Source organism: Streptomyces albiflavescens, from assembly GCF_014645835.1.
Taxonomy (GTDB): domain Bacteria; phylum Actinomycetota; class Actinomycetes; order Streptomycetales; family Streptomycetaceae; genus Streptomyces; species Streptomyces albiflavescens.
Window position 1 is genome coordinate 233,527 of sequence record NZ_BMMM01000016.1, and the last position, 23,460, is coordinate 256,986.

22 protein-coding genes and 1 tRNA gene are annotated in these 23,460 nt (G+C 70.6%); 5 read left to right on the forward strand and 18 right to left on the reverse strand.

Annotation, left to right across the window (positions count from 1 at the left end):
• The first annotated feature begins 480 nt into the window (after nt 1–480).
• Nucleotides 481–1,728, forward strand: a complete 1,248-nt coding sequence (locus IEY95_RS35975; RefSeq protein WP_189190374.1) for an amidohydrolase family protein — start codon at nt 481–483, stop codon at nt 1,726–1,728.
• 228 nt (nt 1,729–1,956) lie between these two features.
• Here IEY95_RS35975 and IEY95_RS35980 read toward each other — a convergent pair whose 3' ends face one another.
• A complete protein-coding gene (locus IEY95_RS35980) occupies nt 1,957–3,090 on the reverse strand; it encodes a hypothetical protein (RefSeq protein WP_229703586.1) in 1,134 nt (377 codons plus the stop codon).
• 69 nt (nt 3,091–3,159) lie between these two features.
• Here IEY95_RS35980 and IEY95_RS35985 point away from each other — a divergent pair, with 69 nt between their 5' ends.
• Nucleotides 3,160–3,816 (forward strand): SDR family oxidoreductase, encoded by a 657-nt coding sequence (locus IEY95_RS35985; protein ID WP_189190375.1) that lies wholly within the window; start codon nt 3,160–3,162, stop codon nt 3,814–3,816.
• Nucleotides 3,817–4,019: 203 nt separating this feature from the next.
• Here the strand turns inward: IEY95_RS35985 and IEY95_RS49560 are convergent, their stop codons facing one another.
• Entirely contained in the window at nt 4,020–4,232 is a 213-nt protein-coding gene (locus tag IEY95_RS49560) for a hypothetical protein (protein WP_229703587.1), read from the reverse strand.
• Nucleotides 4,233–4,670: 438 nt separating this feature from the next.
• On the opposite strand from IEY95_RS49560, the gene IEY95_RS35990 reads away from it, so the two are divergent.
• Nucleotides 4,671–6,683 (forward strand): CDP-glycerol glycerophosphotransferase family protein, encoded by a 2,013-nt coding sequence (locus IEY95_RS35990; protein WP_229703588.1) that lies wholly within the window; start codon nt 4,671–4,673, stop codon nt 6,681–6,683.
• Between the two features lie 371 nt (nt 6,684–7,054).
• On the opposite strand, the gene IEY95_RS35995 is transcribed toward IEY95_RS35990, so the two are convergent.
• Nucleotides 7,055–7,136 (reverse strand) — tRNA-Tyr (locus IEY95_RS35995).
• A gap of 224 nt (nt 7,137–7,360) precedes the next feature.
• Between IEY95_RS35995 and IEY95_RS36000 the strand changes: the two genes are divergently transcribed.
• The gene (locus IEY95_RS36000; protein WP_028805132.1) at nt 7,361–7,849 is read left to right on the forward strand and encodes a YajQ family cyclic di-GMP-binding protein; all 489 of its coding nucleotides are present in this window, start codon (nt 7,361–7,363) and stop codon (nt 7,847–7,849) included.
• A gap of 88 nt (nt 7,850–7,937) precedes the next feature.
• Here IEY95_RS36000 and IEY95_RS36005 read toward each other — a convergent pair whose 3' ends face one another.
• The gene (locus IEY95_RS36005) at nt 7,938–8,204 is read right to left on the reverse strand and encodes a GlsB/YeaQ/YmgE family stress response membrane protein (RefSeq protein WP_189190376.1); all 267 of its coding nucleotides are present in this window, start codon (nt 8,202–8,204) and stop codon (nt 7,938–7,940) included.
• 173 nt (nt 8,205–8,377) lie between these two features.
• Between IEY95_RS36005 and IEY95_RS36010 the strand changes: the two genes are divergently transcribed.
• On the forward strand, nt 8,378–9,622 hold the full coding sequence (locus IEY95_RS36010; RefSeq protein WP_189190377.1) for an APC family permease: 1,245 nt from the start codon (nt 8,378–8,380) through the stop codon (nt 9,620–9,622).
• 223 nt (nt 9,623–9,845) lie between these two features.
• Here IEY95_RS36010 and IEY95_RS36015 read toward each other — a convergent pair whose 3' ends face one another.
• The 14 genes from IEY95_RS36015 to IEY95_RS36080 form a co-directional block, all read right to left on the reverse strand.
• A complete protein-coding gene (locus IEY95_RS36015) occupies nt 9,846–10,412 on the reverse strand; it encodes an SMI1/KNR4 family protein (protein ID WP_189190378.1) in 567 nt (188 codons plus the stop codon).
• Nucleotides 10,413–10,463: 51 nt separating this feature from the next.
• Nucleotides 10,464–11,630, reverse strand: coding sequence for a barstar family protein (locus IEY95_RS36020; RefSeq protein WP_189190379.1), 1,167 nt, complete (start codon nt 11,628–11,630; stop codon nt 10,464–10,466).
• 15 nt (nt 11,631–11,645) lie between these two features.
• Nucleotides 11,646–12,038 carry a YccF domain-containing protein gene (locus IEY95_RS36025; RefSeq protein ID WP_189190380.1) on the reverse strand — a complete coding sequence of 131 codons (393 nt, stop codon included), beginning with the start codon at nt 12,036–12,038 and terminating at the stop codon, nt 11,646–11,648.
• Complete coding sequence (gene htpX / locus IEY95_RS36030; protein WP_189190381.1) at nt 12,035–12,898, reverse strand: zinc metalloprotease HtpX; 864 nt, start codon at nt 12,896–12,898, stop codon at nt 12,035–12,037. The genes IEY95_RS36025 and htpX overlap by 4 nt, the downstream gene beginning before the upstream one ends.
• Nucleotides 12,899–13,110: 212 nt before the next feature.
• Nucleotides 13,111–14,610: an NADH-quinone oxidoreductase subunit N gene (locus IEY95_RS36035; RefSeq protein ID WP_189190382.1), complete on the reverse strand. Its 1,500-nt coding sequence runs from the start codon at nt 14,608–14,610 to the stop codon at nt 13,111–13,113.
• Nucleotides 14,607–16,184, reverse strand: coding sequence for an NADH-quinone oxidoreductase subunit M (locus IEY95_RS36040; RefSeq protein WP_189190383.1), 1,578 nt, complete (start codon nt 16,182–16,184; stop codon nt 14,607–14,609). Before IEY95_RS36040 ends, IEY95_RS36035 begins: the two co-directional genes overlap by 4 nt.
• A 6-nt stretch (nt 16,185–16,190) precedes the next feature.
• The gene (locus tag IEY95_RS36045; RefSeq protein ID WP_189190384.1) at nt 16,191–18,182 is read right to left on the reverse strand and encodes an NADH-quinone oxidoreductase subunit 5 family protein; all 1,992 of its coding nucleotides are present in this window, start codon (nt 18,180–18,182) and stop codon (nt 16,191–16,193) included.
• The gene (nuoK, locus tag IEY95_RS36050; protein WP_189190385.1) at nt 18,179–18,553 is read right to left on the reverse strand and encodes an NADH-quinone oxidoreductase subunit NuoK; all 375 of its coding nucleotides are present in this window, start codon (nt 18,551–18,553) and stop codon (nt 18,179–18,181) included. The genes IEY95_RS36045 and nuoK overlap by 4 nt, the downstream gene beginning before the upstream one ends.
• Nucleotides 18,553–19,251 (reverse strand): NADH-quinone oxidoreductase subunit J family protein, encoded by a 699-nt coding sequence (locus IEY95_RS36055; protein WP_189190386.1) that lies wholly within the window; start codon nt 19,249–19,251, stop codon nt 18,553–18,555. The genes nuoK and IEY95_RS36055 overlap by 1 nt, the downstream gene beginning before the upstream one ends.
• Nucleotides 19,248–20,054: a NuoI/complex I 23 kDa subunit family protein gene (locus IEY95_RS36060; protein ID WP_229703589.1), complete on the reverse strand. Its 807-nt coding sequence runs from the start codon at nt 20,052–20,054 to the stop codon at nt 19,248–19,250. Before IEY95_RS36060 ends, IEY95_RS36055 begins: the two co-directional genes overlap by 4 nt.
• Nucleotides 20,054–21,022, reverse strand: coding sequence for a complex I subunit 1/NuoH family protein (locus tag IEY95_RS36065; protein WP_189190387.1), 969 nt, complete (start codon nt 21,020–21,022; stop codon nt 20,054–20,056). Before IEY95_RS36065 ends, IEY95_RS36060 begins: the two co-directional genes overlap by 1 nt.
• Nucleotides 21,019–22,470 carry an NADH-quinone oxidoreductase subunit C gene (locus tag IEY95_RS36070; protein WP_189190388.1) on the reverse strand — a complete coding sequence of 484 codons (1,452 nt, stop codon included), beginning with the start codon at nt 22,468–22,470 and terminating at the stop codon, nt 21,019–21,021. Before IEY95_RS36070 ends, IEY95_RS36065 begins: the two co-directional genes overlap by 4 nt.
• The gene (locus tag IEY95_RS36075) at nt 22,467–23,069 is read right to left on the reverse strand and encodes an NADH-quinone oxidoreductase subunit B (RefSeq protein WP_189190389.1); all 603 of its coding nucleotides are present in this window, start codon (nt 23,067–23,069) and stop codon (nt 22,467–22,469) included. The genes IEY95_RS36070 and IEY95_RS36075 overlap by 4 nt, the downstream gene beginning before the upstream one ends.
• Nucleotides 23,060–23,452 carry an NADH-quinone oxidoreductase subunit A gene (locus IEY95_RS36080; protein ID WP_189190390.1) on the reverse strand — a complete coding sequence of 131 codons (393 nt, stop codon included), beginning with the start codon at nt 23,450–23,452 and terminating at the stop codon, nt 23,060–23,062. Before IEY95_RS36080 ends, IEY95_RS36075 begins: the two co-directional genes overlap by 10 nt.
• Nucleotides 23,453–23,460: the final 8 nt, after the last annotated feature.

Sequence of the window (23,460 nt, forward strand, 5' to 3'; positions counted from 1 at the left end):
ACACGGTAGGCCGCCGATCGCCCAAATCCGTTTCGCGGCACCCGCCCCGGCCTGTTCCCCACCGTTTGCCCGGGCGTTCCCGTAGGCGGTCCCGAGTCCCTCGCGCACCACCGGGCACCACCGGGCGCCACCGATCACCACCGATCACCATCGATTCGCGGCTGGGATCCCCTCCACGTCGGGGGCCTCTCCGCCGGGGGTCTCTCCGCGGGACGTCTCATCACCCGACGAATCACACGCGTACAGGCCGCTGGGCCATACGGGCGGGAGCCACCGGGCGATACGGGTGGGCGTCACCGGACCGCGCCGATACGGCTGCGGACCGCGCCGATAGGGCTACGGACCACACCGATACGACTATTGCGCTCCTCCCCGACGCGGACGGATCGCCACCCTAGGCTCGACTCACGCTGCGTGATCTTGTGCCCCCACTCTCCGCAGTCGCCCCTCCCGCAGCCGCCCCCGAGCCCCAGGAGCGCGATGCCCGACAGTCAGCCGCAGCCGCCCCACTCCTCGTCGGGGCAGACCGACACGGCCGCCCTCCTGCTGTGCGGGGCACGGCTCACCGACGGCCGGACCGTGGACGTGCGGCTGGGCGGCGGGCGCATCGAGGCGGTCGGCACCGCAGGGAGCCTGGCGACGGGCACCTCCGGCGTCGCCGCAGCCAAGGTGGACCTCGACGGCTACCTCCTCCTGCCGGCCCCGGCCGAGCCGCATGCACACGGCGACACGGCCCTGACCGCCGACGACGGCCCCCTCGTGTACGACGTCCAGGACGTCCAGCGCCGGGCCACCGAGGCCGCACTACTGCAACTCGGTCACGGCGCCACCGCGCTGCGTTCGCACGTACGCGTCGGCGACGTGCAGGGGCTGGACGCGCTGACGGCGGTGCTCCAGGCGCGCCGGTCGCTGCGCGGGCTCGCCGAGCTGACGACGGTGGCGATGCCCCGGGTGCTGACGGGGGTGGCCGGGGCCGACGGGCTCGCGATGCTGCGGGACGCCGTGAAGATGGGCGCGTCCGTACTGGGCGGCTGCCCGGACGCGGACCCCGATCCGACGGGATACGTGGAGGCGATCCTGGAACTCGCCTCCGAGCACGGCTGCCCGGTCGACCTGCACACGGACGGCGACGACCCCGCCCGGCTCGCCCGGCTCGCGGCGATGGTCGGTGGACTGCGGCCCGGCGTGACCCTCGGACCGTGCGGCGCGCTCGGCCGGCTGCCCGCGGAGGCGGCCGCCCGGGCGGCCGACCGGCTCGCCGCGGCGGGCGTGACCGTGGTGTGCCTGCCGCAGGGCGGCTGCGGTGCCGTGGAACGGCGCGGGATCGCTCCCGTACGGCTGTTGCGGGCGGCCGGAGTACGGGTCGCGGCGGGCAGTGGCGCCCTGCGTGACATCGCGAACCCGGTGGGGCGCGGGGATCCGCTGGAGGCCGCGTACCTGCTGGCCTCGCGCTACGGGATGCGGCCCGACGACGCCTACGACGCGGTGAGTTGTGCCGCCCGGGCCGCTCTCGGGCTGCCCGAGGTACGCGTGGAGGCGGGATTTCCGGCCGAGTTGCTCGCCGTACGCGGGAACCGGCTCGCAGGGGCGCTGTCGTTGGCGTACAGCCGGATCGTGGTGCATCGGGGGCACGTGGTGGCGCGGACCAGCGCGGTGCGGGAGTACTGCAACTCGGCGGCCGTGGCGGGGTTGGACCTGCCTCGGCAGGGGCGGGGGGAGCCGTCGTAAGGCCGCCCCGCACGCCGGCGTTTCCTTGGCCGCCACGCGCGCGTGCGTGCTTTGTATGTCCACGCGCGCGTGGGGCTTTCGTCTGTCCACGCGCGCGTGGAGGTTTTCGCCTGTCCACGCGCACGTGGGGCTTTCGCCTGTCCACGCGCACGTGAAGGCTTTCGTGCGTCCACGCGCGCGTGAACGGCGACTACGACGACCGCTGGAGGGTGCCGGCGCTCTTGAAGCTCAGAGCTCGCCGCCGCCCAACAGGCCACCGGCGAGCGGGCCGCCGCCGGGCATCTTGTCGGCGGGAATCTCCGTGGCCCCCGACGGCGCGCTGATGTCGCCTGCCTCGGAGAACTTCAGGATCAGCGGCAGCTTGGGGGTCTTCGGGTCGTCGGCGAAGACGGAGAGGTCGACCTTGACCTGGGTGAGGTCGCCGTTCTTCAGCGTGAAGTCGACCGCGACCTTCTTGTTGGGGGCGTCCTTGAGGTCCTTGTCCGAGGGGAGGTCCGCACCCGCCGGAAGGTCACCCTCAAGCGGCCGGAGCTTGTCGAAGAGTCCCCTGATCAGTTCCCGGAAGTTGGCCTTGGCGACGACCCGTTCGGTGTCGCCACTGCCGCCCTCGGCCCGGAAGGTGACGTCGTGCGCGATGACACCGCGTACGGCTGCCACGATCTTCCGCTGGGTCTTGGCGTCGATGTCGTCGGCGGTGTCCGCCCCCTTGGAGGACTTCGAGGACCCCGAGGACTCCCGCGACTTGGCGAGATCCTGGGTGTTCATCTTCACCCAGTCCCCCTCCAGGATCTTCCTGAACTCCTTCTCGCTCTTCGGGAGGTCGTCGGCGGACGGCATGGGGACACCCATCGTCTTGCCGAGGGCCTCCATGTCGGCGCGGTAGTACGTGAAGTCGCCGACGACCCGGTACTCGACCAGGACGCCTTCGGTCCCCCTGATCTTCATACTCGTACCGATGAGGTCCTTCTCACCCGAATCCGCCAGCGCCTTCTTGGACTTGACGGCGACGTCGACGCGCATCCCGCTGAGGAACTTCGCGAACTCCGGCGGGAGGGCCTCGTCGGAGCCTGCGTCGCCGGCCAGCGCGGTGAGCGCGTCGGAGTCGGCGTCGAGGTCCAACTGGAAGGCGAGTGACTTCTGTTCACCGAGCCGGTCGACGGCGTGATCCACCTTCTGCCCCGCGGTGAGGTTCTGGACCGTGCCGCAGGCGGCCGCCGTGGCGAGGACGACGGCGGCGCAACCGGCCGCGGTGACGGTCTTGCGTATGGCGTTGATGGTGTTCTCCTCTACGACGCCGCGCGGTGCCGCACGACATCCCGTCGTTCTTTCGATCTTGCGGTGTCTCTCGTTCAGAGTGATCAACCATGTGACACGTGAGTTGTCCACAGGGTTGTGCGGCGGAGGCGTCCATCCGGGCGTACGGTCGGAAACATGCGCATTGTCATCGCTGGAGGTCATGGTCAGATCGCGCTGCGGCTGGAGCGGCTGCTCTCCGCGCGCGGTGACGAGGTCGCGGGAATCATCCGCCGCGCCGAACAGGGCAACGATCTGCGGGCGGCCGGCGCCGAGCCGGTCCTGTGCGATCTGGAGTCGGCCTCGGTGGAGGAGGTCGCCGCGCATCTGCAGGGCGCGGACGCGGCCGTCTTCGCGGCCGGCGCGGGCCCGGGCAGCGGGGCGGGCCGCAAGGAAACGGTGGACAAGGGCGCCGCGATCCTGTTCGCGCAGGCGGCTGAGCGCGCGGGCGTGCGCCGTCACGTGGTCGTCTCCTCCATGGGCGCGGACCCGGCGCACCAGGGCGACGACGTCTTCGACGTGTATCTGCGCGCCAAGGGCGAGGCCGACGAGTACGTACGCGGTCGTACGGGCCTGGACTGGACGATCCTGCGCCCCGGCGGCCTCATCGACGACGCCGGCACGGGCCTCGTACGTCTGGAGGCCTCGACCGGACGCGGCACGATCCCGCGCGACGACGTCGCCGCGGCTCTCGCGGAGCTCGTGGACACCCCGGCGACGGCGGGCCTGACGCTGGAACTGATCAGCGGCTCGACACCGATCTCCGTGGCGGTCAAGTCGGTGGCGGGGAACTAGGGACTGTCCTGCGGTCACGCCGGTCTCGGCCTATGGCGCCTGACGCCTCACGCCTCACGCCCCACGTCTCTCGAACCCCGGCGCGGGCGTGATCCGAAAGGCAGGCGCTTGGGCCGGGGCCGCGGTCGCGGGGCTTCCGTCAGAGGCGCGGGGCTTCCGTCAGGCGGGACGGGGCTTCCGTCAGGTGGGGCGGGCCCGGCCGGTCAGAACAGCGGAAGCTGCCCGGGAAACTCCGGAACGGCGTACCCGTCCAGTGCCGGCTGAGCTGCACCGAGCTGCGCCTGCCTGCGCGATCCGGGACAGGAGACCAGCTCCCCGCTCCCCCGCGTACCCGGCGGATCATGCCGAGCGAACCGCCCCGCGACGACGGCAGTCTCCCGACGACACTCGGGGCAGCTCCTACGACGCGATGACATGGGATCAGTGTGCCCCGTGGGAGCGAATCGTATCGGCGTGCGGTTCAAGTGACGCCGGGCTTCGTCCCGTACCTCCGCACGGGCGCGCGGCATCGGGACGGCGGCCGCAAGCTCGCTGCGGCTGGTGCGGTCGGCCTCGAAGCGGCTGGGAACCGCCCGTCCCTCCATTCCGGCACACCCCCGGAGCCGAGGATGTGACAGAGCGAGTAAATTCACGCCGCCCAACAAGTAAATTCCGGCCAGCCGACAGGTAAAGTCCGACCACCTTCCTGAAGAGAGAACATCCGTACGCATCGGCTTCCGGCCCGCGGCCCTCTGATCGCGCCAGTCAGCAAGTCCGTGCTCAAGGATGTTGAGTCGCCTGGAGCCCGCGAAGTGTCAGCATCACCCTTGCCCGCTCGGTTGCGCACCGCAGCAGCACGCCTCCTCCTACCCACGGTGCTCGCCTTGTCGTTCGCCGTTCAGGCAGTAGGCGCCCTCCTCCCCAGCGTCCCCCTGCTCGTGGGCTCCACTGCTGTCGGTCTGGCAGCGGACTTCGCGCTGCACCGGTGGCAGCGGAACATGGCCGCTGCCCTCGGGAAACTGCACGCGACCGTGTTCGTGCGCCAGATCGTCCGGGACCTTCTGATGATGGTCGGCCTGATCGTCATCGAGGATCAGGACTACGAGAAGAAGTACCTGTCTCTCGTCTGCGGTCTGCTGATCTTCTACGCCCTGCATTTCGCATGCCAGGCAGTGGCGATGCTGGTACGCCGCACCCGCACCCTGCCGGTGGTGACCCGGAACATCGACGCCTCGCAGCTGCGGCTCAGCCCGGCTCCCCCGGCGCTGCTGATGCAGCGCTCCGGGCAGCGGCTCCTCATGTTCAGCCTGCCCTCGACGGCCGGCCTGCTGACCGACGCGACGGGCGGCTCGGCCCGGTGGGCCGCCGCGGGAATCGCCCTCTCCATTGCCTTCGCGCTGGTGGCCATCGGCAGGCTGCTGCCGCGGCTGCTGCCGGGACGCAGGCCGGTGACGAACGAGCAGGCGCTGGAGTGGTTCGAAGCATGGCTCGCGGAGTACCAACCGACGGTGGGCATGTATTTCTCCGGCGGCACGAGCTCGGCCTATCAGGCGAACATGTGGCTGGAGCCGCTGGCCCGGCTGGAGGGCCGTCCGCTGATCGTGCTGCGTGAGCGCTTCATGGTGAGGCAGATCGCGTCCACCGACATCCCGATCGTGTGTCTGCCGAAGGTCGCCGACCTGATGAGGCTGGAGCAGTCCACGCTGAAGACGCTGATCCACCCGTCGAACTCGGGGAAGACCTCGCAGGTGCTGCGCATCCCCACCATCAAGCACGCGTTCGTCAACCACGGCGAGAGCGACAAACTGTCGAGCTGCAATCCGTATGCGAAGGCGTACGACGAGGTATGGGTGGCCGGTCCCGCGGCGCGCCAGCGGTACGCCCTGGCGAACGTGGGCATCGACGACAAGGACGTCGTGGAGATCGGACGCCCGCAGTTGGACGTGATCGAGCCGTATGCCGGTGCGGCCGCGGGCCCGTACACCACGGTTCTCTACGCCCCCACGTGGGAGGGGTGGGACGGCAACCCGGGCAACACCTCGATCATCGAGGCCGGCGAGAACATCGTCCGCACCCTCCTGGCCGATCCGGGCGTCCGGCTCCTGTACAAGCCGCACCCGCTGACCGGTTCGGTCGTTCCCCAGGCGGGAGCCGCGAACGCCCGGATCCAGGAGATGATCCGCGCCGCGAACGCCGTCCGTGCCGCGGAACACGCCGATGAGCGACCGGCGCCCTCCGCAGCGGCGGAACTGACCCGCCGGACCGCCGAACTCGACCGACTGACCACGTCCTCGTCCCGGACGAGCGCGGACGACGCGGAGCGGATGCTGCTCCAGTCGGCCCCGGAGCCCGGCCGGGCCGCGGCCGTGGCCGCCGCGACCGCCGCCTGGGGAGCCGCGTTCTGGGCCTCGTTCCCCGCGTGGGAGCACCAGATCGTCACCGGGGCGCGGCCGAACGTCTACGCCTGCTTCAACGCGGCCGACGTGCTGGTCAGCGATGTCTCCAGCGTCATCTCCGACTATCTGGCGAGCGAGAAGCCCTACGCCGTCGCGAACACCAGCGGCCTTCCCGAGCAGGACTTCCGCGACGCCTTCCCCACTGTCCGGGCAGGCGCCGTCCTCACTCCGGACGCCTCCGGCATACCGGCCCTGCTGGAGTCCGTGCGCCACCCCGAGAAGGACGCCTACGCCGAGGCCCGCACCGAGCTCAAGCTGCACCTGCTGGGTCCCTCCGACCCACCGTCCGTCGTCCGCTTCAACGACGCGGCCCGTGCTTTGTGCGCGGCGGCCGACGAACACCGGGCAGGTATGGCGGTGCGAGCGCTCGCGGGAATCCCGAGACAGCGAGACGCCGGCGCAACGCTGGAGAGCGAGCACGTCAGGGGTTGAGTCCCCAGGGCATGTACGCCGATGTCCCCGGAGCAGCCGGCAACCGCACCGCCTAGTGCGGCGGCCGCCTGTTCCGTGGGACATCCGCTTTCGCGGTGCGCAGCCATGGACCGGGGATCGAACTCCGATCAACGCGGCGCTTGCCGCTGTTGCGTGCGGCAGGAGATCCAGCCCGCCGACCAGCCGAATATCTGCCCGGGTACTGGCACTCGGACTGCCGGCAGGCGCACCGATCTCGCCCGCCATGAAGAGCTTTCGAGATGAGGCGTTCGAACGCGAGACAGTGTGAGACAGCGCGCTGATCACCAAGAGGCATGACGAAGGGCCCGTGACCTGCTTTTGCAGCAGGTCACGGGCCCTTCGTTCCCGTGTGGCGGCGCCAGGATTCGAACCTGGGAAGGCTGAGCCGGCAGATTTACAGTCTGCTCCCTTTGGCCGCTCGGGCACACCGCCGGGGTTGCTGCCTTGAGACCCGCTTTTCGGCGGCGTTCGCTGGCAACGACGTAAACGATACCTGATGCCCGGGGGTGCTTCGCCACCCCATTGATCGGCGCTTGGAGGGGAGCGGGTGGCTAGGCTTATGCGGATGCGACCCGGGACCGTTGACGGGCTCGACGGCCGCCCCCATGCATCTCCATGCACCCCGATCCCCACCCCGATACAAGGAGCCACAGGACATGGCCGACTCCAGTTTCGACATCGTCTCGAAGGTCGAGCGGCAGGAGGTCGACAACGCCCTCAACCAGGCCGCCAAGGAGATCTCGCAGCGCTACGACTTCAAGAACGTCGGCGCCTCCATCTCCTGGTCCGGCGAGAAGATCCTGATGGAAGCGAACTCCGAGGAGCGGGTGAAGGCCATCCTCGATGTGTTCGAGACCAAGCTGATCAAGCGCGGCATCTCGCTGAAGGCGCTGGACGCCGGCGAGCCCCAGCTCTCCGGCAAGGAGTACAAGATCTTCGCGTCGATCGAAGAAGGCATCTCCCAGGAGAACGCGAAGAAGGTGGCGAAGATCATTCGCGACGAGGGCCCGAAGGGCGTGAAGGCGCAGGTGCAGGGCGACGAGCTGCGCGTCAGCTCGAAGAGCCGTGACGACCTGCAGGCCGTGCAGGCCCTGCTCAAGGGCAAGGACTTCGACTTCGCGCTGCAGTTCGTGAACTACCGGTAGCCGTCGGTTCGTTGCGCGTACGAGAAAGGGTGGGCACCCGGGGGTGCCCACCCTTCTCGCCTGCTGGCTGCGGCCTCGGGGTGCGCGCTCAGCGGCGCGAGTCGCCGAACAGAATGCGGTAGAGGACGAGCAGGACGAGCGAGCCGCCGATCGCGGCAGCCCACGTGGCACCGTCGTAGAACTGCTTGGTGATCGGGTGGTCCAGCCAGCGCGCGGATATCCAGCCGCCGATGAAGGCCCCCGTGATGCCGATGAGGGTCGTGCCGATGAAGCCGCCCGGGTCACGGCCCGGCAGCAGGAACTTGGCGATGGCTCCGGCCAACAGCCCCAGGATGATCCAGCTGATGATGCTCATGCCGTGAACCTGCCTCTCCGCGCCGTGCGTGTGCTGTGCTCCTGCTCCGGCCGGGCTGTGTCCATGCCTTCGGGTTCGAGCAGCCCGTTGGTCGTGTTGGTGTTCTTCTCGCGTTGCCGGGGAGGACGCCCTGTCGGCGCCGTTCGGTTGCAGCGATCAGTAGGGTGCGGCACATGACACAGTCCGGTTCTGAGTTGCGGCGCACCCTGGGAGTCGGGGACGCCGTGGTCATCGGGCTCGGCTCGATGGTCGGTGCCGGGATCTTCGCGGCGCTCGGCCCCGCGGCGCGGGCGGCCGGATCCGGGCTGCTGCTCGGGCTCGCGATCGCCGCCGTGGTCGCCTACTGCAACGCGATGTCCTCGGCCCGGCTGGCGGCCCTGTATCCCGCTTCTGGCGGCACATACGTCTACGGGCGCGAGCGGCTCGGCGCCTTCTGGGGGTACCTGGCGGGCTGGTCCTTCGTCGTCGGCAAGACGGCCTCCTGTGCGGCGATGGCGCTCACTGTGGGTGCGTACGTCTGGCCGGGGCAGGCGCACGCGGTGGCGGTCGCGGCCGTGGTGGCCCTGACCGCGGTGAACTACGGCGGCGTACAGAAGTCGGCCTGGCTGACGCGGGCGATCGTGGCGGTGGTCCTGGCGGTCCTCGCTTCCGTGGTGGTCGTGTGCCTGGGCTCGGACGCCTCCGACACCGGACGGCTGGACATCGGAGTCTCCGCCGGCGCGGGCGGGGTGCTTCAGGCGGCCGGGCTGCTGTTCTTCGCGTTCGCCGGGTACGCGCGGATCGCGACCCTCGGTGAGGAGGTACGGGATCCGGCGCGCACCATCCCGCGCGCGATCCCGCTGGCTCTGGGCATCGCGCTCGTGGTGTACGCGGCGGTGTCGGTGGCTGTCCTTTCCGTGCTCGGGTCGGGCGGGCTCGGGCAGGCCGCGGCGCCGCTGGCCGACGCGGTGCGAGCTGCCGGTGCGCCCGGGCTCGTGCCGGTGGTCCGGGTGGGTGCCGCCGTGGCCGCGCTCGGCTCACTCCTTGCCCTGATCCTGGGCGTCTCGCGGACGACGCTGGCCATGGCCCGCGACGGTCATCTGCCGGGCGGCCTGGCCGCCGTACATCCGCGCTTCCACGTGCCGCACCGGGCGGAACTGGCCGTGGGCGTGGTGGTAGCGGCGCTGGCCGCGACGGTGGATGTGCGGGGCGCCATCGGGTTCTCCTCCTTCGGTGTGCTGGCGTACTACGCGGTGGCCAACGCATCGGCCTGGACGCTTGGTTCGGCTCCGGCGGCACGGGTTGGGCCGGTGGTGGGGCTCGTCGGGTGTGTGACGCTGGCGTTCGCGCTGCCGGGGGTTTCCGTGGTCGTGGGCACGGCTGTACTGGCGGTGGGGGCTGCGGCGTACGGCGTGCGGCGGTGGGTGGCTGCGCGGTAACCATCGGCGGCGGGCGGGGAGCGCGGCCGTTACGGCGCCGACGGGCGGGGCACAAGCGGTGGGGTGCGCCGCCGACCGGGACGGAGCGCGCCAAGCCTTGCGCCGCCGACAGAGACGCAGCGCCCCACCGTTTGCGTCGACCACTAGGGGGTTGTCACCGGCGGTACCCGACGCTGTCGCCCGCTCCTGCGCCCTCGCACCGCCCTCGCGCCCGGACGGTGGGCTAGGAGACCTGTGCCGCCGCCGTGCGTATGCGGAAGCCGGGCCAAGGGGCCATGTCCGAGCCGTCGTTGGACTCCTCGTACCAACCTGTGCCGTCGAGCCAGGCCTCCAGCCAGGTCGCGAGGTCGGGTGCGTCCACGTACCAGGCGTGGTCGGCCTCGTCGGCGTTCGGCTCGAACAGCAGGACCGGCCCCTCGGGACTGTGGCAGTCCACGCACGCGTACATTCCGCAGCCCCAGTGGGATATCGGCAGGACGCCCTCGGGCCAGGGCCAGTCGGGGTCCTTGCGGCCGCTCTCGCGGTTGGCGAGGTACTGGGGAACAACCGCCGGCTCACCGGACGGAGGGCCGTCGAGCAGGGGCAACAGGCCGTATTCCGGACCGAATCCGCCGTCCCCTATCCGCATGTAGAGCGCGGCGAGCAGCGGCGGCAGGGCGAAGCCCAGAGCTGCCTCCGCGCGGGAGAGCGCGGCAGCGTCCACGGGCTCGGGGAGCGAAGGCCAGCCCCACGGCCGAGTGTTGTGGGCCCCTGAAGCGACCCGTGCCAGCAACTGCTCGATTTCGGTCATGGATTCATGATGCAGCGCGCCACTGACAATCGGGCGAGCTGTGGACAACCCTCAAGCCAGACGGACGTCGACGCGCTTTTCGGCGAAGAAGGCGAGCAGTTCTTCGAAGGTCAGCGGGCGGTAGCCGGTGTGTGGGGTGACGCCCAGGCAGGTGCGGGCGACGTGCGCGTCGTGCCAGACGAGCGTGAACGGTGGCTCGGCGCCCCAGCGGCCGCGCAGGCAGTCGTTGAGGGCGTCGAGGCCCCAGCCGAAGTACCCGCCGGGACCGTTCACCGCTTCGCCGAGCGCGCAGAAGAAGCCGCGCTCGTCGAGGATGTGGCGGCCGTCGAGGTGGTACGTCATGCCCGGGGGCCTGCCCGGCTCGCCGTGTATCCGGTTTTCCCGGGCCGTGCTGAGCCAGAAGTCACGGCCCTCGGGGCAGCAGCGCGCCCAGAGATTGCGCGCGGAGGGACGCCCCTCCCACCACAGGTCCCAGACCTCCGAGGCCGCTGTCGGCGGGCGCTCCGACCAGGGTTCGAGGGTCAGGTCGATCAGGCCGGGGCCACGCGCGGACGGGATCCACGCGGTGATTTCGCCCTCCACGGCCGCCTGGACGGTGCGGCCGTGTGTGTCGAGGCGCAGCACCTTCGCGTGCCCCAGGTCCTCCTCGCCCACGTTCAGAGCCGTCCGGAGGGCTCCGCGAGGCAGGCAGCCGAGCAGACGTAGCGGGGTCTCCACGGGTTCGGGTCGCTGTTCGTATCGCACATGCGCCAAGTCCTTGCAGGTGCCCCACGGGGCCTCCTCGGCGCTGAGCAGCCGGTAGCCCGGCGAGAGCGGCGGGCACTGCGGATAGTCGGACCCGTTGTCCTCCGACTCGGACGCCTCGACGGTGATGTCGCGGAGCGACAGGTCACGCGCGCAGGGGCGGTCGCCAAGGACGCGCACGCCCTCCAAGTGCCACGGCCACGCCTCGACGCGCTCGCCCTTCTTGTCGAGGGTCTCCAGGGCGAGGGAGCCGAGCGGCGCCGAGCCCTCGGCACGCGCGCGTGCGAGGGCAGTACTCAACTCGCCCTCCGGCACGCATCCCAGCAGTTCGTACGTCCCGCGCGCGGGAGGGGGCGGATCCCCGAAGAGACCCTCGGCGTCCACGCACGTGGCCCATGTCTCCTCGTACCCGTCCTCGCCGTTGAACTCGGCCTCGGAGTCGTACGAAAGCAGCAGGTACCTCGGCGCCTCCACCCCCGCGCTCACCTCCTAGCGCGACGCGAACGGCTGGTCCGTGCGCACGATTTCGCGGCCCAGCGGGAGCAGCGAGACCGGGATGAGCTTGAAGTTGGCGATGCCGAACGGGATGCCGATGATCGTGATGCACAGGGCGATACCGGTGACGATGTGGGCGAGAGCGAGCCACCAACCCGCGAGAATCAGCCACAGGACGTTGCCGATGCAGGACGGCGCGCCCGCGTCTCGGCGCTCCACCGTCGTATAGCCGAAGGGCCACAGGGCATAGATGCCGATGCGGAAGGCGGCTATGCCGAACGGGATGCCGATGATGGTGATGCACAGCAGCACACCCGCGGCCAGATACCCGAGGAACAGCCAGAAGCCGCTCAGGACGAGCCAAATGACGTTCAGGATTGTCTTCACTGGTGGCGACCTGCCATCTGCTCGAGCCGGGCAATGCGCTCCGCCATCGGCGGATGCGTAGAGAACATCTTCGACATTCCCTGCCCCGGGCGAAAGGGGTTCGCGATCATCATGTGGCTTGCGGTCTCGATGCGTGGCTCCGGAGGCAGCGGCAGCTGCTTGGTGCCCGCGTCGAGCTTGCGCAGCGCGCTGGCGAGAGCGAGGGGGTCGCCGGTGAGCTGGGCGCCGGACGCGTCCGCCTCGTACTCCCTGGAGCGGCTGATGGCGAGCTGGATGAGGGAAGCGGCGATCGGCCCCAGGATCAGGATCAGCAGATAGCCGAGGATGCCCGGGCCCTCGTCGTCGTTCGAGCGGCCGACCGGGATCAGCCAGGCGAAGTTGACCAGGAACATGATCACTGAGGCGAGGGCACCGGCGACCGACGAGATCAGGATGTCGCGGTTGTAGACATGGCTCAGCTCGTGGCCGATGACGCCGCGCAGCTCGCGTTCGTCCAGGATGCGCAGGATGCCTTCGGTGCAGCACACGGCGGCGTTGCGCGGGTTGCGGCCCGTCGCGAACGCGTTCGGCGCCTCCGTCGGCGAGATGTACAGGCGCGGCATGGGCTGGCGGGCCTGGGTGGAGAGTTCGCGGACCATGCGGTACAGCGCCGGGGCCTCGAATTCACTCACCGGGCGCGCTCGCATCGCGCGTAGAGCCAGTTTGTCGCTGTTCCAGTACGCGTACCCGTTCGTCCCGATCGCGATGAAGAGTGCGATGACGAGGCCGGTACGCCCGAAGAAGCTGCCGATGACGATGATGAGTGCGGACAGTCCCCCGAGGAGTACGGCGGTCCTGAGCCCGTTGTGCCGGCGGTGCACGGTACGCCCTCCAAGTGGTGCGGCAGGGGAACCCTTTGCTTACTGATGCTCTGCATCCACTCTTCAGTGGACCCTCCCGTACTGGTCAAAGCCAGACGGGGAGCACTAGTTCCCTTGTGCGCGCGGCGGCGCGCGTGGGCCTTCCGGGTGATGGCGGACGGCACCTCACGCGCGCGTGGGCCACGAACCCACGCGCGCGTGCCCTGTGAATGTCAGAACAGGCCGGTGGCCGAGAAGCGCAGGACCAGCTGGGGTGCCCCGGAGAGGGCGATTCCCAGGACGGCCGTCAGGGCGATCGCCGCGGTGAGCGGAGCCGGGACGCGGTGCTTGCCGGGTTCGCCCTCGGGGGCGCGGAAGAGCAGCGTCGTCCACTGGAGGTAGTAGAAGAGCGCGATCACGACGTTGACGGCCATGACCACGGCCAGCCAGCCGAGCCCCGCGTCGACGGCCGCCGAGAACACGGTGACCTTGGCGAAGAGGCCGATGATGCCCGGAGGCAGGCCCGCGAGGCAGAGCAGGAAGAAGCCGAGGACCAGCGCCGAAAGGGGGCTCGCGGCGTACAGGCCCCGGTAGTCACTGATGCGGTTCAGCGGGCTTCTGCGGGCGACCAGGGCGGCCACGGCGAAGGCGCCCAGGTTCACCACGGCGTACATCAGGGCGTACGCCACGGTGGAGCCGATGGCCTTCTCGGCGTCCTTGGAGTAGGCGGCGGCCGCGATCGGCACCAGGAGGTAGCCGGCCTGGCCGACGGAGGACCAGGCAAGCAGTCGTACCGCGCTGTACGCGCGCGTGGCCTGCTGCCGCAGGGCGCCCACGTTGCCGACGGTCATGGTGAGGGCGGCCAGGGCGGCCAGCGCCGGGCCCCAGACGTCCGCGTACGACGGGAAGGCGACGACGGTGACGAGGATCAGCCCGGAGAAGCCGACCGCCTTGCCGACGACCGACAAGTAGGCGGCAACCGGCAAAGGTGCGCCTACGTAGGTGTCGGGCACCCAGAAGTGGAAGGGCACGGCGGCCGTCTTGAAGGCGAAGCCGACGAGGGTGAGGACGACGCCCGTCTGGGCGAGCATGTGGAACTGTCCGTCGACGTGCTGGATCTTGTCCGCGACCTGGGTGAGGTAGAGGGTGCCGGTCGTGGCGTAGACGAAGCTGACGCCCATGAGGCTCACGGCGGTCGCGGTGACGGAGGACAGGAAGAATTTCAGGGCCGCTTCGGAGGACTTCTTGTCGCCGCGCCTGATGCCGACGAGCGCGAAGGCGGGCAGGGAGGCGACTTCCAGGGCGACGATGAGGGTCGCGAGGTCCCGGGAGGCGGGCAGCAGGGCGGCGCCCGCGGCCGAGGAGAGCAGCAGGAACCAGAACTCCCCTTCGGGCAGTTCCCTGTTGGCGTCCTTCAGTGCCGTGACCGTCAGCAGGGCCGTCAGCAGCGCACCGCCGAGAACCAGGAACTGGATCACGAGGGTGAACCGGTCCGCCGTATAGCTGCAGACGTTCGCGTGGCCCGTCAGACAGAAGGTGGCGCGGTCTCCGTCCAGGATGGGCAGCAGCATCAGCGCGGACGCGGCGAGGCCGGCCACGGACACCCAGCCGAGCACGGCCTTCTTCGCCTCGCCGATGAAGAGATCGGCGACGAGCACGAAGAGTCCGACGACCGCGGCGAGGGTGGGCGGCGCGATCGCGAGCCAGTCGACGGACTGGACCAGGGAGCTCATCGGGTGCCTCCTGCGAGGAGCTGCTGTACGGCCGGATCGGTCAGACCGAGGAGAGCCCTGGGCCACAGGCCGGCGACGACGGTGAGGGCGACGAGCGGCGTCCAGGCCGCGAACTCGTAGCTCTGCACATCGGCGAGCTTCGGGCTCCCCGGCTGCGGGGTCGCGCCCATGCAGACACGGCGTACGACGACGAGCATGTACGCGGCGGTGAGAAGCGTGCCGAAGGCGGCGATCGACATGAACGTCAAGAATGCGGGGCGGCTGAGGTCGTCGGCGGGTTTGAACGCGCCGAACAGCGCCAGCATTTCGCCCCAGAACCCGGCGAGGCCCGGCAGCCCCAGCGAGGCGACGGCGCCGAAGGCGAGCAGGCCGCCGAGGCGCGGGGCCTTTCCGTACAGCGCGGCACCGGCCCCCTCGGCGAGGGTGTCGAGGTCGGTCGTGCCCGTTCGGTCCTTCAACGCTCCGACGAGGAAGAAAAGGAGGCCGGTGATGAGGCCGTGGGCGATGTTGGCGAACAGCGCGCCGTTCACGCCGGTCGGGGTCATGGTCGCGATGCCGAGCAGTACGAAGCCCATGTGGCCGACGGACGAGTAGGCGATGAGCCGCTTGAGATCGCCCTTCGCGCCCTGTTTGGCGAGGGCCAGGCAGGCCAGTGATCCGTAGATGATCCCGACCACGGCAAAGGCGGCGAGGTAGGGGGCGAAGGTGTGCATGCCGTCAGGGGCGATGGGCAGCAGAATGCGGACGAACCCGTACGTACCCATCTTCAGCAGCACACCGGCCAGCAGGACCGAACCGACGGTGGGCGCCGCGGTGTGGGCGTCCGGCAGCCAGCTGTGCAGCGGCCACATCGGCGTCTTGACCGCGAGCCCGATTCCGATCGCCAAAACGGCGATGACCTGCACGGATGTGCTCAGCCCGCGGCCGTTGTCAGTGGCGAGTGCCACCATGTCGAATGTGCCGGACTTGATTCCGATCAGGAGCAGGCCCAGCAGCATGACGACCGAACCGAGCAGTGTGTAGAGGATGAACTTCCAGGCGGCTGCCTGGCGTTCCGCACCACCCCACCGGGCGATGAGGAAGTACATCGGGATGAGCACCATCTCGAACGCGAGGAAGAACAACAGCAGATCGAGTACGGCGAAGGTCGCGAGCGTGCCGGACTCGAGGACGAGCAGCAGTGCGACGAAGGCCTTCGGGGTCGGGCCCGCGGGCATCTTGAAGTAGCTGTACAGCGCGCAGAGGAAGGTCAGCAGCGCGGTCAGGACCAGAAGGGGGAGGGAAATGCCGTCGATTCCGAGGTGGATCCGCACGTCGAGTGCGGGGATCCAGCTGATGTCCGTCGTGGCCTGCATCTTCGACGGGTGGTCGTGGTCGAAGCCGAGCGCGAGGACGATCGCGGCGATGAGCACCGCGCCGGTGACCGTCACGCCGTGCCGCAGCACGGACTGCTCGGGCGACTTCCCCTTCAGCCCCGGCGGGGCCGGAAGAAGAGCCGCGGCGGCCCCGATGAGCGGGCCGACGACGATGAATGCCAGAAGGATCTGCATCACGGATTCACTGATATCGATCACGCCTGCTCACGCTCCCGTGGCGACGAGGAGGACGGCGACCACCAGGACGACGGTGCCGGCGAGCAGCGCGCTCACATAGGTCTGCACATTGCCGGTCTGGGCGCGCCGTACGGCCGCGCCGAGCCAGCGGGGTAGGGCGCCCGCACCGCGTACGTAGGTGTCGACGACCTCGCGGTCGAGGAACCGGACGAGTGAGGCTCCGGCCTGGACCGGGCGGACGAAGAGCACCGAGTACACGGCGTCGAGGTGGAAGCCGACGGCCGCGTGCCGGTGGAGCGGGCCGAGCAGCAGTAGGCCCGGGTCCGCCGGGTCGGACGCTGAGGCCATGTCTCCGAACGTGGGCGCGTGCATCGCGATCGCCTCGGCCTCGACGGTTCCGGCATCGGCATCGGGGTGGGCCACGACCGCACCCAGCGGTACGCGCGCAGCCATCGCGCTGGTGTGCCGCCAGGCGCCGTAGGTGACCAGCCCGCCGACCAGAGCGAGTCCCGTACCGAGGACGGAGGTGGTGAGGACCGGCGTCAGGTCGCGGCCGTCGAACCAGTCGGGCAGCGGGCCGTACGCCAGTCCGAAGGCGAGCGACGGGACGGCGAGCACCCAGAGCACGACCGTCATGGTGAGCGGCTGTCTGCCGTGGTCGGGGGCCTCGGCGCCCTGGCCGCGGAAGGCCAGCAGCCACAGGCGGGTGGCGTACGCGGCGGTGAGTACGGCGGTGATCAGGCCGGCGACGAGGACGATCCAGCCCGCGGCGCCGGGGGCGTGCTCGGTGTGGCCGGTGGCGACGTGTTCGGCGGCGCCGAGGACGGCCTCCTTGGAGAAGAAGCCGCTGAACGGCGGGATCGCGGCGAGCGCGAGCAGTGCCACGGTCATCGTCCAGTAGGCGTCCGGGACTCGGGCCCGCAGGTCCTTCATACGGGACATGACGGCCAGCGAGTTGGTGCCGGAGGCGTGGATGATCACGCCCGCGGCGAGGAACAGCAGCGCCTTGAAGGCGCCGTGGGACAGGAGGTGGAAGACGGCGGCACCACGGTCGCCGACGGCCAGGGCGCCGGTCATGTAGCCGAGCTGGCCGATCGTCGAGTAAGCGAGGACGCGCTTGATGTCGTCCTGGGCGAGCGCGGCGAGCGCCGAGCCGGCCATGGTGATCGCGGCCATGACGGCGAGGACGACCATCGCGGCCGAGGACGCCTGGAAGACAGGGAGGAGCCGGGCGACGAAGTAGACACCGGCGGCGACCATCGTCGCGGCGTGGATCAGCGCGGAGACGGGCGTGGGGCCCGCCATCGCGTCGGGCAGCCAGGTGTGCAGCGGGAACTGCGCCGACTTGCCCGCCACACCGGCGAGGAGCAGCAGCGCGACCAGTGTCGGATGGTGCAGTCCGCCGCTCGCGACGGTGCCGAGGACCGTGGTGATGCGGAAGGACCCGGCGTCGGTGGCGAGAGCGAACAGACCGATGAGGAAGGGGACGTCGCCGAGCTTGGTGACCAGGAAGGCCTTGATCGAGGCGGCGCGGGCCTCCGGGGTCTCCCAGTAGTGGCCGACCAGGAAGTACGAGCAGATGCCCATGATCTCCCAGCCGACCAGGAGCACGATCAGATCGCCGGAGTAGACGACGACCAGCATCGCGGAGGTGAAGAGGGAGACGAGGGCGGCGTACGAGGGGTAGCGCGGGTCGTCGCGGAGGTAGCCCGTCGAGTAGATCTGCACGCAGGAGGCGACGAAGGCGACCAGTACGGCGACAAGGGCGGCGAAGCCGTCGATGTACAGGGCGAGCTCGATGGGGACCGAGCCGGTCGGGGTGAGCTCGGTGTGGGCGTTGATGGCCTGGTCACCGCCCTGGCGCACGGCGACCAGCACGGCGAGGACGAGCGACACGAGAGGAGGCAGAACGGCGAGGGGCCGTACGAAGCCGGGGGCCGTGCGGCCGAGGAGGAGTCCGGCCACGGCGCCGAGGAACGGAAGGAGGGGGACGAGGACGGCGAGGGTGGTCGTGGTCACGCGGTGGCCTCAGCCTTCTCGTCTGCCGTGACGGTGGCCTCGTCGGGGCCGTGCGGCTCGGCGCTGTCACGGAGCTTGTCGATGTCCGCGGTGCCGCGGCCCCGGTACACGGCGAGGACGATCGCCAGGCCGATGCCGATCTCGGCGGCGGCGATGGCGATGGTGAACAGGGTCAGCGCCTGGCCGGAGTGCAACGTGTCGCGGGCGGCCCTGGAGAGCCAGACGTCGAAGGCGACGAGGTTCAGGTTGACGGCGTTGAGCATCAGCTCGACGGACATCAGGACCAGGATCGCGTTGCGGCGCGCGAGGACTCCGTAGAGGCCCGTGCAGAACAGGAGGGCGGAGAGCACGGCGGGATAGGCGAGGTGCATCAGCGGGTCCCTTCCTTGGCCGGGGGCTGCTCGCCGGAGGCCGTCGTGTCGACGGCGGTGCGGCTCGGGGGCAGGGTGCCCGACGGCGGGCCCGGCGTCGGGAGGGCCGGTGTGGCCTTGTCCGCGACGGCCTTGCGGGAGAGGACGATCGCGCCGACCAGGGCGGCGAGGAGGAGGACGGACAGCGCTTCGAAGGGGAGGACCCAGCTCTGGAAGAGGCTCGCTCCGGTCACCTCGGTGGAGCCCGCGGCGGCGCCGTCCAGGTCGACCCAGGTCGTGCGGAAGGCGTCGACGACGACCCAGACCAGGGCGGCGGCCGCGGCGACGGCCACGGTCAGCGCGGCCCAGCGGTTGCCGGAGTCGGCGTCCGGGGAGCGGCCGATGGGCGCCTTGGTGAGCATCAGACCGAACAGGAGGAGGACGACGACGGAACCGACGTAGATGAGGACCTGCACCCAGGCGATGAACTCGGCCGTGAGCAGGAGGTATTCGACGGCGAGGCCGCCGAGCGTGACCACCAGCCACAGGGCGGCGTGCACCAGTTGCTTGGTGGTGACGGTGACGATCGCGGCGCCGAAGGTGACCAGGCCGACGAGGAGGAAGGCGATCTCGACGCCGGTCGGGGAGAGGAAGCCGTGGCTTTCGGCAGCGGCGGTCGTGGCCCGCGCCGCGGCGGCCGTGGCTGCTGCGAGGCTCATGACTCGCCCTCCCGCGGCTCGGGGGACTCGGAGCCGCCCGTGGCCGGGGACTCGCCCTGCTCGGAAGCCTGGGCGGGAGCCTGGGGCTCGGTCCCGGCCGGAGCGGGGGGCGCGGCCTGCGCGGCTTGCGCTGCTCGCTCGGCCTGCTCGGTGGCACGCTGCTCGGCCTGCTCAGCTTGCTCGGCCTGCTCGGCCGGCTCCGCCTGCTCGGTGGCACGCTGCTCCGCCTGCTCAGCCTGCTCGACCTGCTCGGCCCGCTCGGCCTGCTCGGCGGCGAGTTGCTCGGCCGCCAGCTTGTCGGCGGTCTTGCGGGCGGCGGCGATCTCCTTCGGTTCCTCGGCACCCGGGTCGAGGGCGGGCGGGGCCGGGACGGTCCACATCCACTCGCGGAGCTTGTCGCGCTCGTGGGTGAGTTCGTGGATGTCGGTCTCCGCGTACTCGAACTCCGGGGACCAGAACAGCGCGTCGAAAGGACAGACCTCGATGCAGATACCGCAGTACATGCACAGGGCGAAGTCGATGGCGAAGCGGTCGAGGACGTTGCGGCTGCGCTCGCGGCCGCCGGGGGCCGCGGCCGGGACCGTCTCCTTGTGGGAGTCGATGTAGATGCACCAGTCCGGGCACTCTCGGGCGCACAGCATGCAGACCGTGCAGTTCTCCTCGAAGAGGCCGATGACGCCGCGGGTGCGGGGCGGGAGTTCGGGCTGGGCGTCCGGGTACTGCGCGGTGACGGTCTTCTTCGTCATCGTGCGGAGGGTGACGGCCAGGCCCTTGGCGAGGCCGGAGCCGGGAATGGGGGCCATTAGGAGATCACCACCTTGACGATGCCGGTGAGGGCGATCTGGGCGAGAGAGAGGGGGACGAGGAGGGTCCAGGAGAGTTTCTGGAGCTGGTCCTCGCGCAGGCGGGGATAGGTGACACGCAGCCAGATCACGACGAAGGCGAGGATCGCGGTCTTCAGGAGGGTCCAGACCCAGCCGAGGCCGTCGGCGCCCCAGGGGCCGTGCCAGCCGCCCAGGAAGAGGACGGTGGTCAGGCCGCACAGGACAATGATTCCGGCGTACTCGGCGAGGAGGAAGAGTGCGAAGCGCAGGCCCGTGTACTCGGTGTACGCACCGAAGATGATCTCGGAGTCGGCGACGGGCATGTCGAAGGGCGGGCGCTGGAGTTCGGCGAGGCCGGCCACGAAGAACACGATCGCGCCGACGATCTGCCAGGGCAGCCACCACCACTCGAAGGCGTCGACGATGCCGGGGAGCGAGACCGTCCCGGCCGCCATGGCCACCGAGGCGGCGGTCAGCAGCATCGGGAGTTCGTACGCGAGGAGCTGGGCGGCGGTGCGGAGGCCGCCGAGGAGGGAGAACTTGTTGGCCGATGCCCAGCCCGCCATGAGTGAGCCGAGGACGCCCACGCCCATCACGGCGAGCACGAAGAAGATGCCCGCGTCGACGACCTGGCCGACGGCGCCCTCGCCCGGGCCGATGGGGATGGCGAGCAGGACGAGGAGGTAGGGGAGGAGGGCTACGGCGGGGGCGAGTTGGAAGATACGGCGGTCCGCGCCCGTGGGGACGACGTCTTCCTTCTGCGCGAACTTCACACCGTCCGCGACGAGCTGGGCCCAGCCGTGGAAGCCGCCCGCGTACATCGGGCCGAGGCGGCCCTGCATGTGGGCCATGACCTTGTGCTCGGTCTGACCGACGATCAGGGGGAACGTCAGGAAGACGACGAAGACGACGAGGAGTCGCAGGGCGACGTCGAGAGCGTCGTTCACTGCGGGCCTCCGGAGGGATCTTCGGGCTCGGGCTCGGGGACGGGTTCGGGCTCGGGGACGGGTTCGGGTTCAGGTTCAGGTTTGGGGATGGGACCAGGAGCAGCGGCAGCGTCCGGCGCGGCAGGAGCTCCCGGGGCGGCCTCGGCAGGAGGTTCCTGGGCGGCCTCGGGTTTCGGAGCTGCGCCGGGTTCCGCGACGGCGTCCGGTTCCTGGGCAGCCCCGGCTTCCGTGACGGCTTCCGGCTTCTGGGCGGCCCCGGCTTCCGGGACAGCGTCCGGTTCCGGGCCGGTCTCGGCTTCTGGCGTTCCCTCAGAACGTCGCTGCGGCTCCGGCTGCGGCTCCGGCTCGTCGAAAGCGGGGCGGGCGTGGTGCCACGGGGCGTCCGCGCTGCGCGGCGTTGCGGGCCGCGCCGGGGTGGCGGGAGCCGTCGGCTCGGCGGGCGGGGTCGGTTCGGTGGCCTGCGCCCGTTGTGTCGCCGAGCCCTGGCTCGCACTGCGTGAACGGCGCGGTCCAGCCGGGGTGGTCGGTTCCGGGGTCGCAGGGGTGGGCGTCGTCGCCTGCTGGTCGGGGGCGGGAGCCGTCGGCTCGGCGGGTGCCGTTGCCGAAGCGGTGGCCTGCTGGTCCGGAGCCGGAGCTTGGGCCTGCTGGTCCGGGGCCGGAGCCACCCCCCGCTGACTGGCCGAGCCCTGGCCGGCACTGCGCGCGCGGCGCGGCGGCGCCGAGGTCTCCGCGGCGGCACCGGCACCTGCGGCGGCACCCGCGGCACCGGCGGCGGCCTGGCTCGCCGAGCCCTCCCCCGCCGTGCGGGCCCTGCGTACGGGACGGTCGCCGGCCGCGCGGGCGGCGCCGCGGGCGGGGCGGGCCGGGGCCGGCGGGAGCTGGCCCTTGAGGGGGCCCCACTCGTTGGGGTCGGGGACGCCGGGCGGAAGCATCTGGCGGCGCTTGGGTCCGCCGTGCTCGGACTCGCCGGGCTCCTTGGCGCCGGGCCAGGCCTTGACGACGCGGGCGGCCAGGACGAAGTCCTTGCGGAGGGGGTGACCTTCGAAACCCTCCGGCAGGAGCAAGGGGGCGAGGCCCGGGTGGCCCTCGAAGCGCACACCGAACATCTCGTGGGTCTCGCGCTCGTGCCAGCCGGCGCCCGCGTACACAGAGACGGCCGACGGGAGGACGGGCGTCGCGTGCGGGACCGTCGTACGGACGAGAAGGCGGCGTACCGAGGCAGGGGGCAGCGCCACGACGTGGGCCGCGACGCGGAAACCGGTGCCGGGTTCGTCGACGGCGCTCAGCCAGTCGAAGTAGGTGCAGCCCAGGGTGTCACGCGCGGTCTCCAGGGCGGCGATCCAGGACGTCGGCGGTACGTCGACCGTCAGGACCTCGTACGACTCCTCGGCCGTGGCCTCGGGGCCGAAGAGTTCCTCGACGGGTGCGGGGAGCCAGCCGACGGTCATCGGTCCTCCCCCGGGACGGGCGGCTTCACCAGGCCGCTCTGGAGCGCGGCCGCGGACGGACGCGCCGCCCCGGACCCGTACCGCTCGCCCAGCGACTCGCGGGCGATCTTCTCCTGGAGCTTCAGGATGCCCTGGAGCAGGGCTTCCGGGCGGGGCGGGCAGCCGGGGACGTAGACGTCGACGGGGATGATCTGGTCGACGCCCTTCGTCACGGAGTACGAGTCCCAGTAAGGGCCGCCGCAGTTGGAGCAGGCGCCGAAGGAGATGACGTACTTCGGCTCGGGCATCTGCTCGTAGAGGCGCTTGACGGCCGGGGCCATCTTGTCCGTGACCGTGCCCGACACCACCATCAGGTCGGCCTGGCGGGGGCCCGGCGCGAACGGGATCACGCCGAGGCGGATGAAGTCGTGGCGGGCCATGGACGCCGCGATGAACTCGATGGCGCAGCAGGCGAGGCCGAAGTTGAAGACCCAGAGCGAGTAGCGGCGGCCCCAGTTCAGGACCACCTTCATGGGCTCGGGAGCCAGGCGGGCGAGCGCGCCCAGCCGCTTCGGCTCAGGAAGCAGCACCGGCTCGGGGGTCGAGGGGGTCACGTCCATGTCAGGACGCCCTTCTTGTATGCGTACAGCAGGCCGACGGCGAGGAAGCCGAGGAAGATGAACATCTCCACGAGCGTCGCGGCGCCGTAGCCGGGCGCGGCGAAGACCGTCGCCCAGGGAAAGAGGAAGATCGAGTCGACGGCGAAGATCACGTAGAGGAACGCGTAGACGTAATAACGGACCTGGGTGTGGGCCCAGCCCTCGCCGACCGGGTCGACGCCGCACTCGTACGTCAGGAGTTTCTCGGGGGTGGGGACCACGGGCCGCAGCAGGCGGCCGGCCCCGAAGGCGACGGCGACGAAGAGCACGCCCATGACGGCGAGCAGTCCGACGACCGAGTAGGACTGGAAGTAGCCCGCCGCGACGACGGTCGGTTCCGGCACGTCAGCCC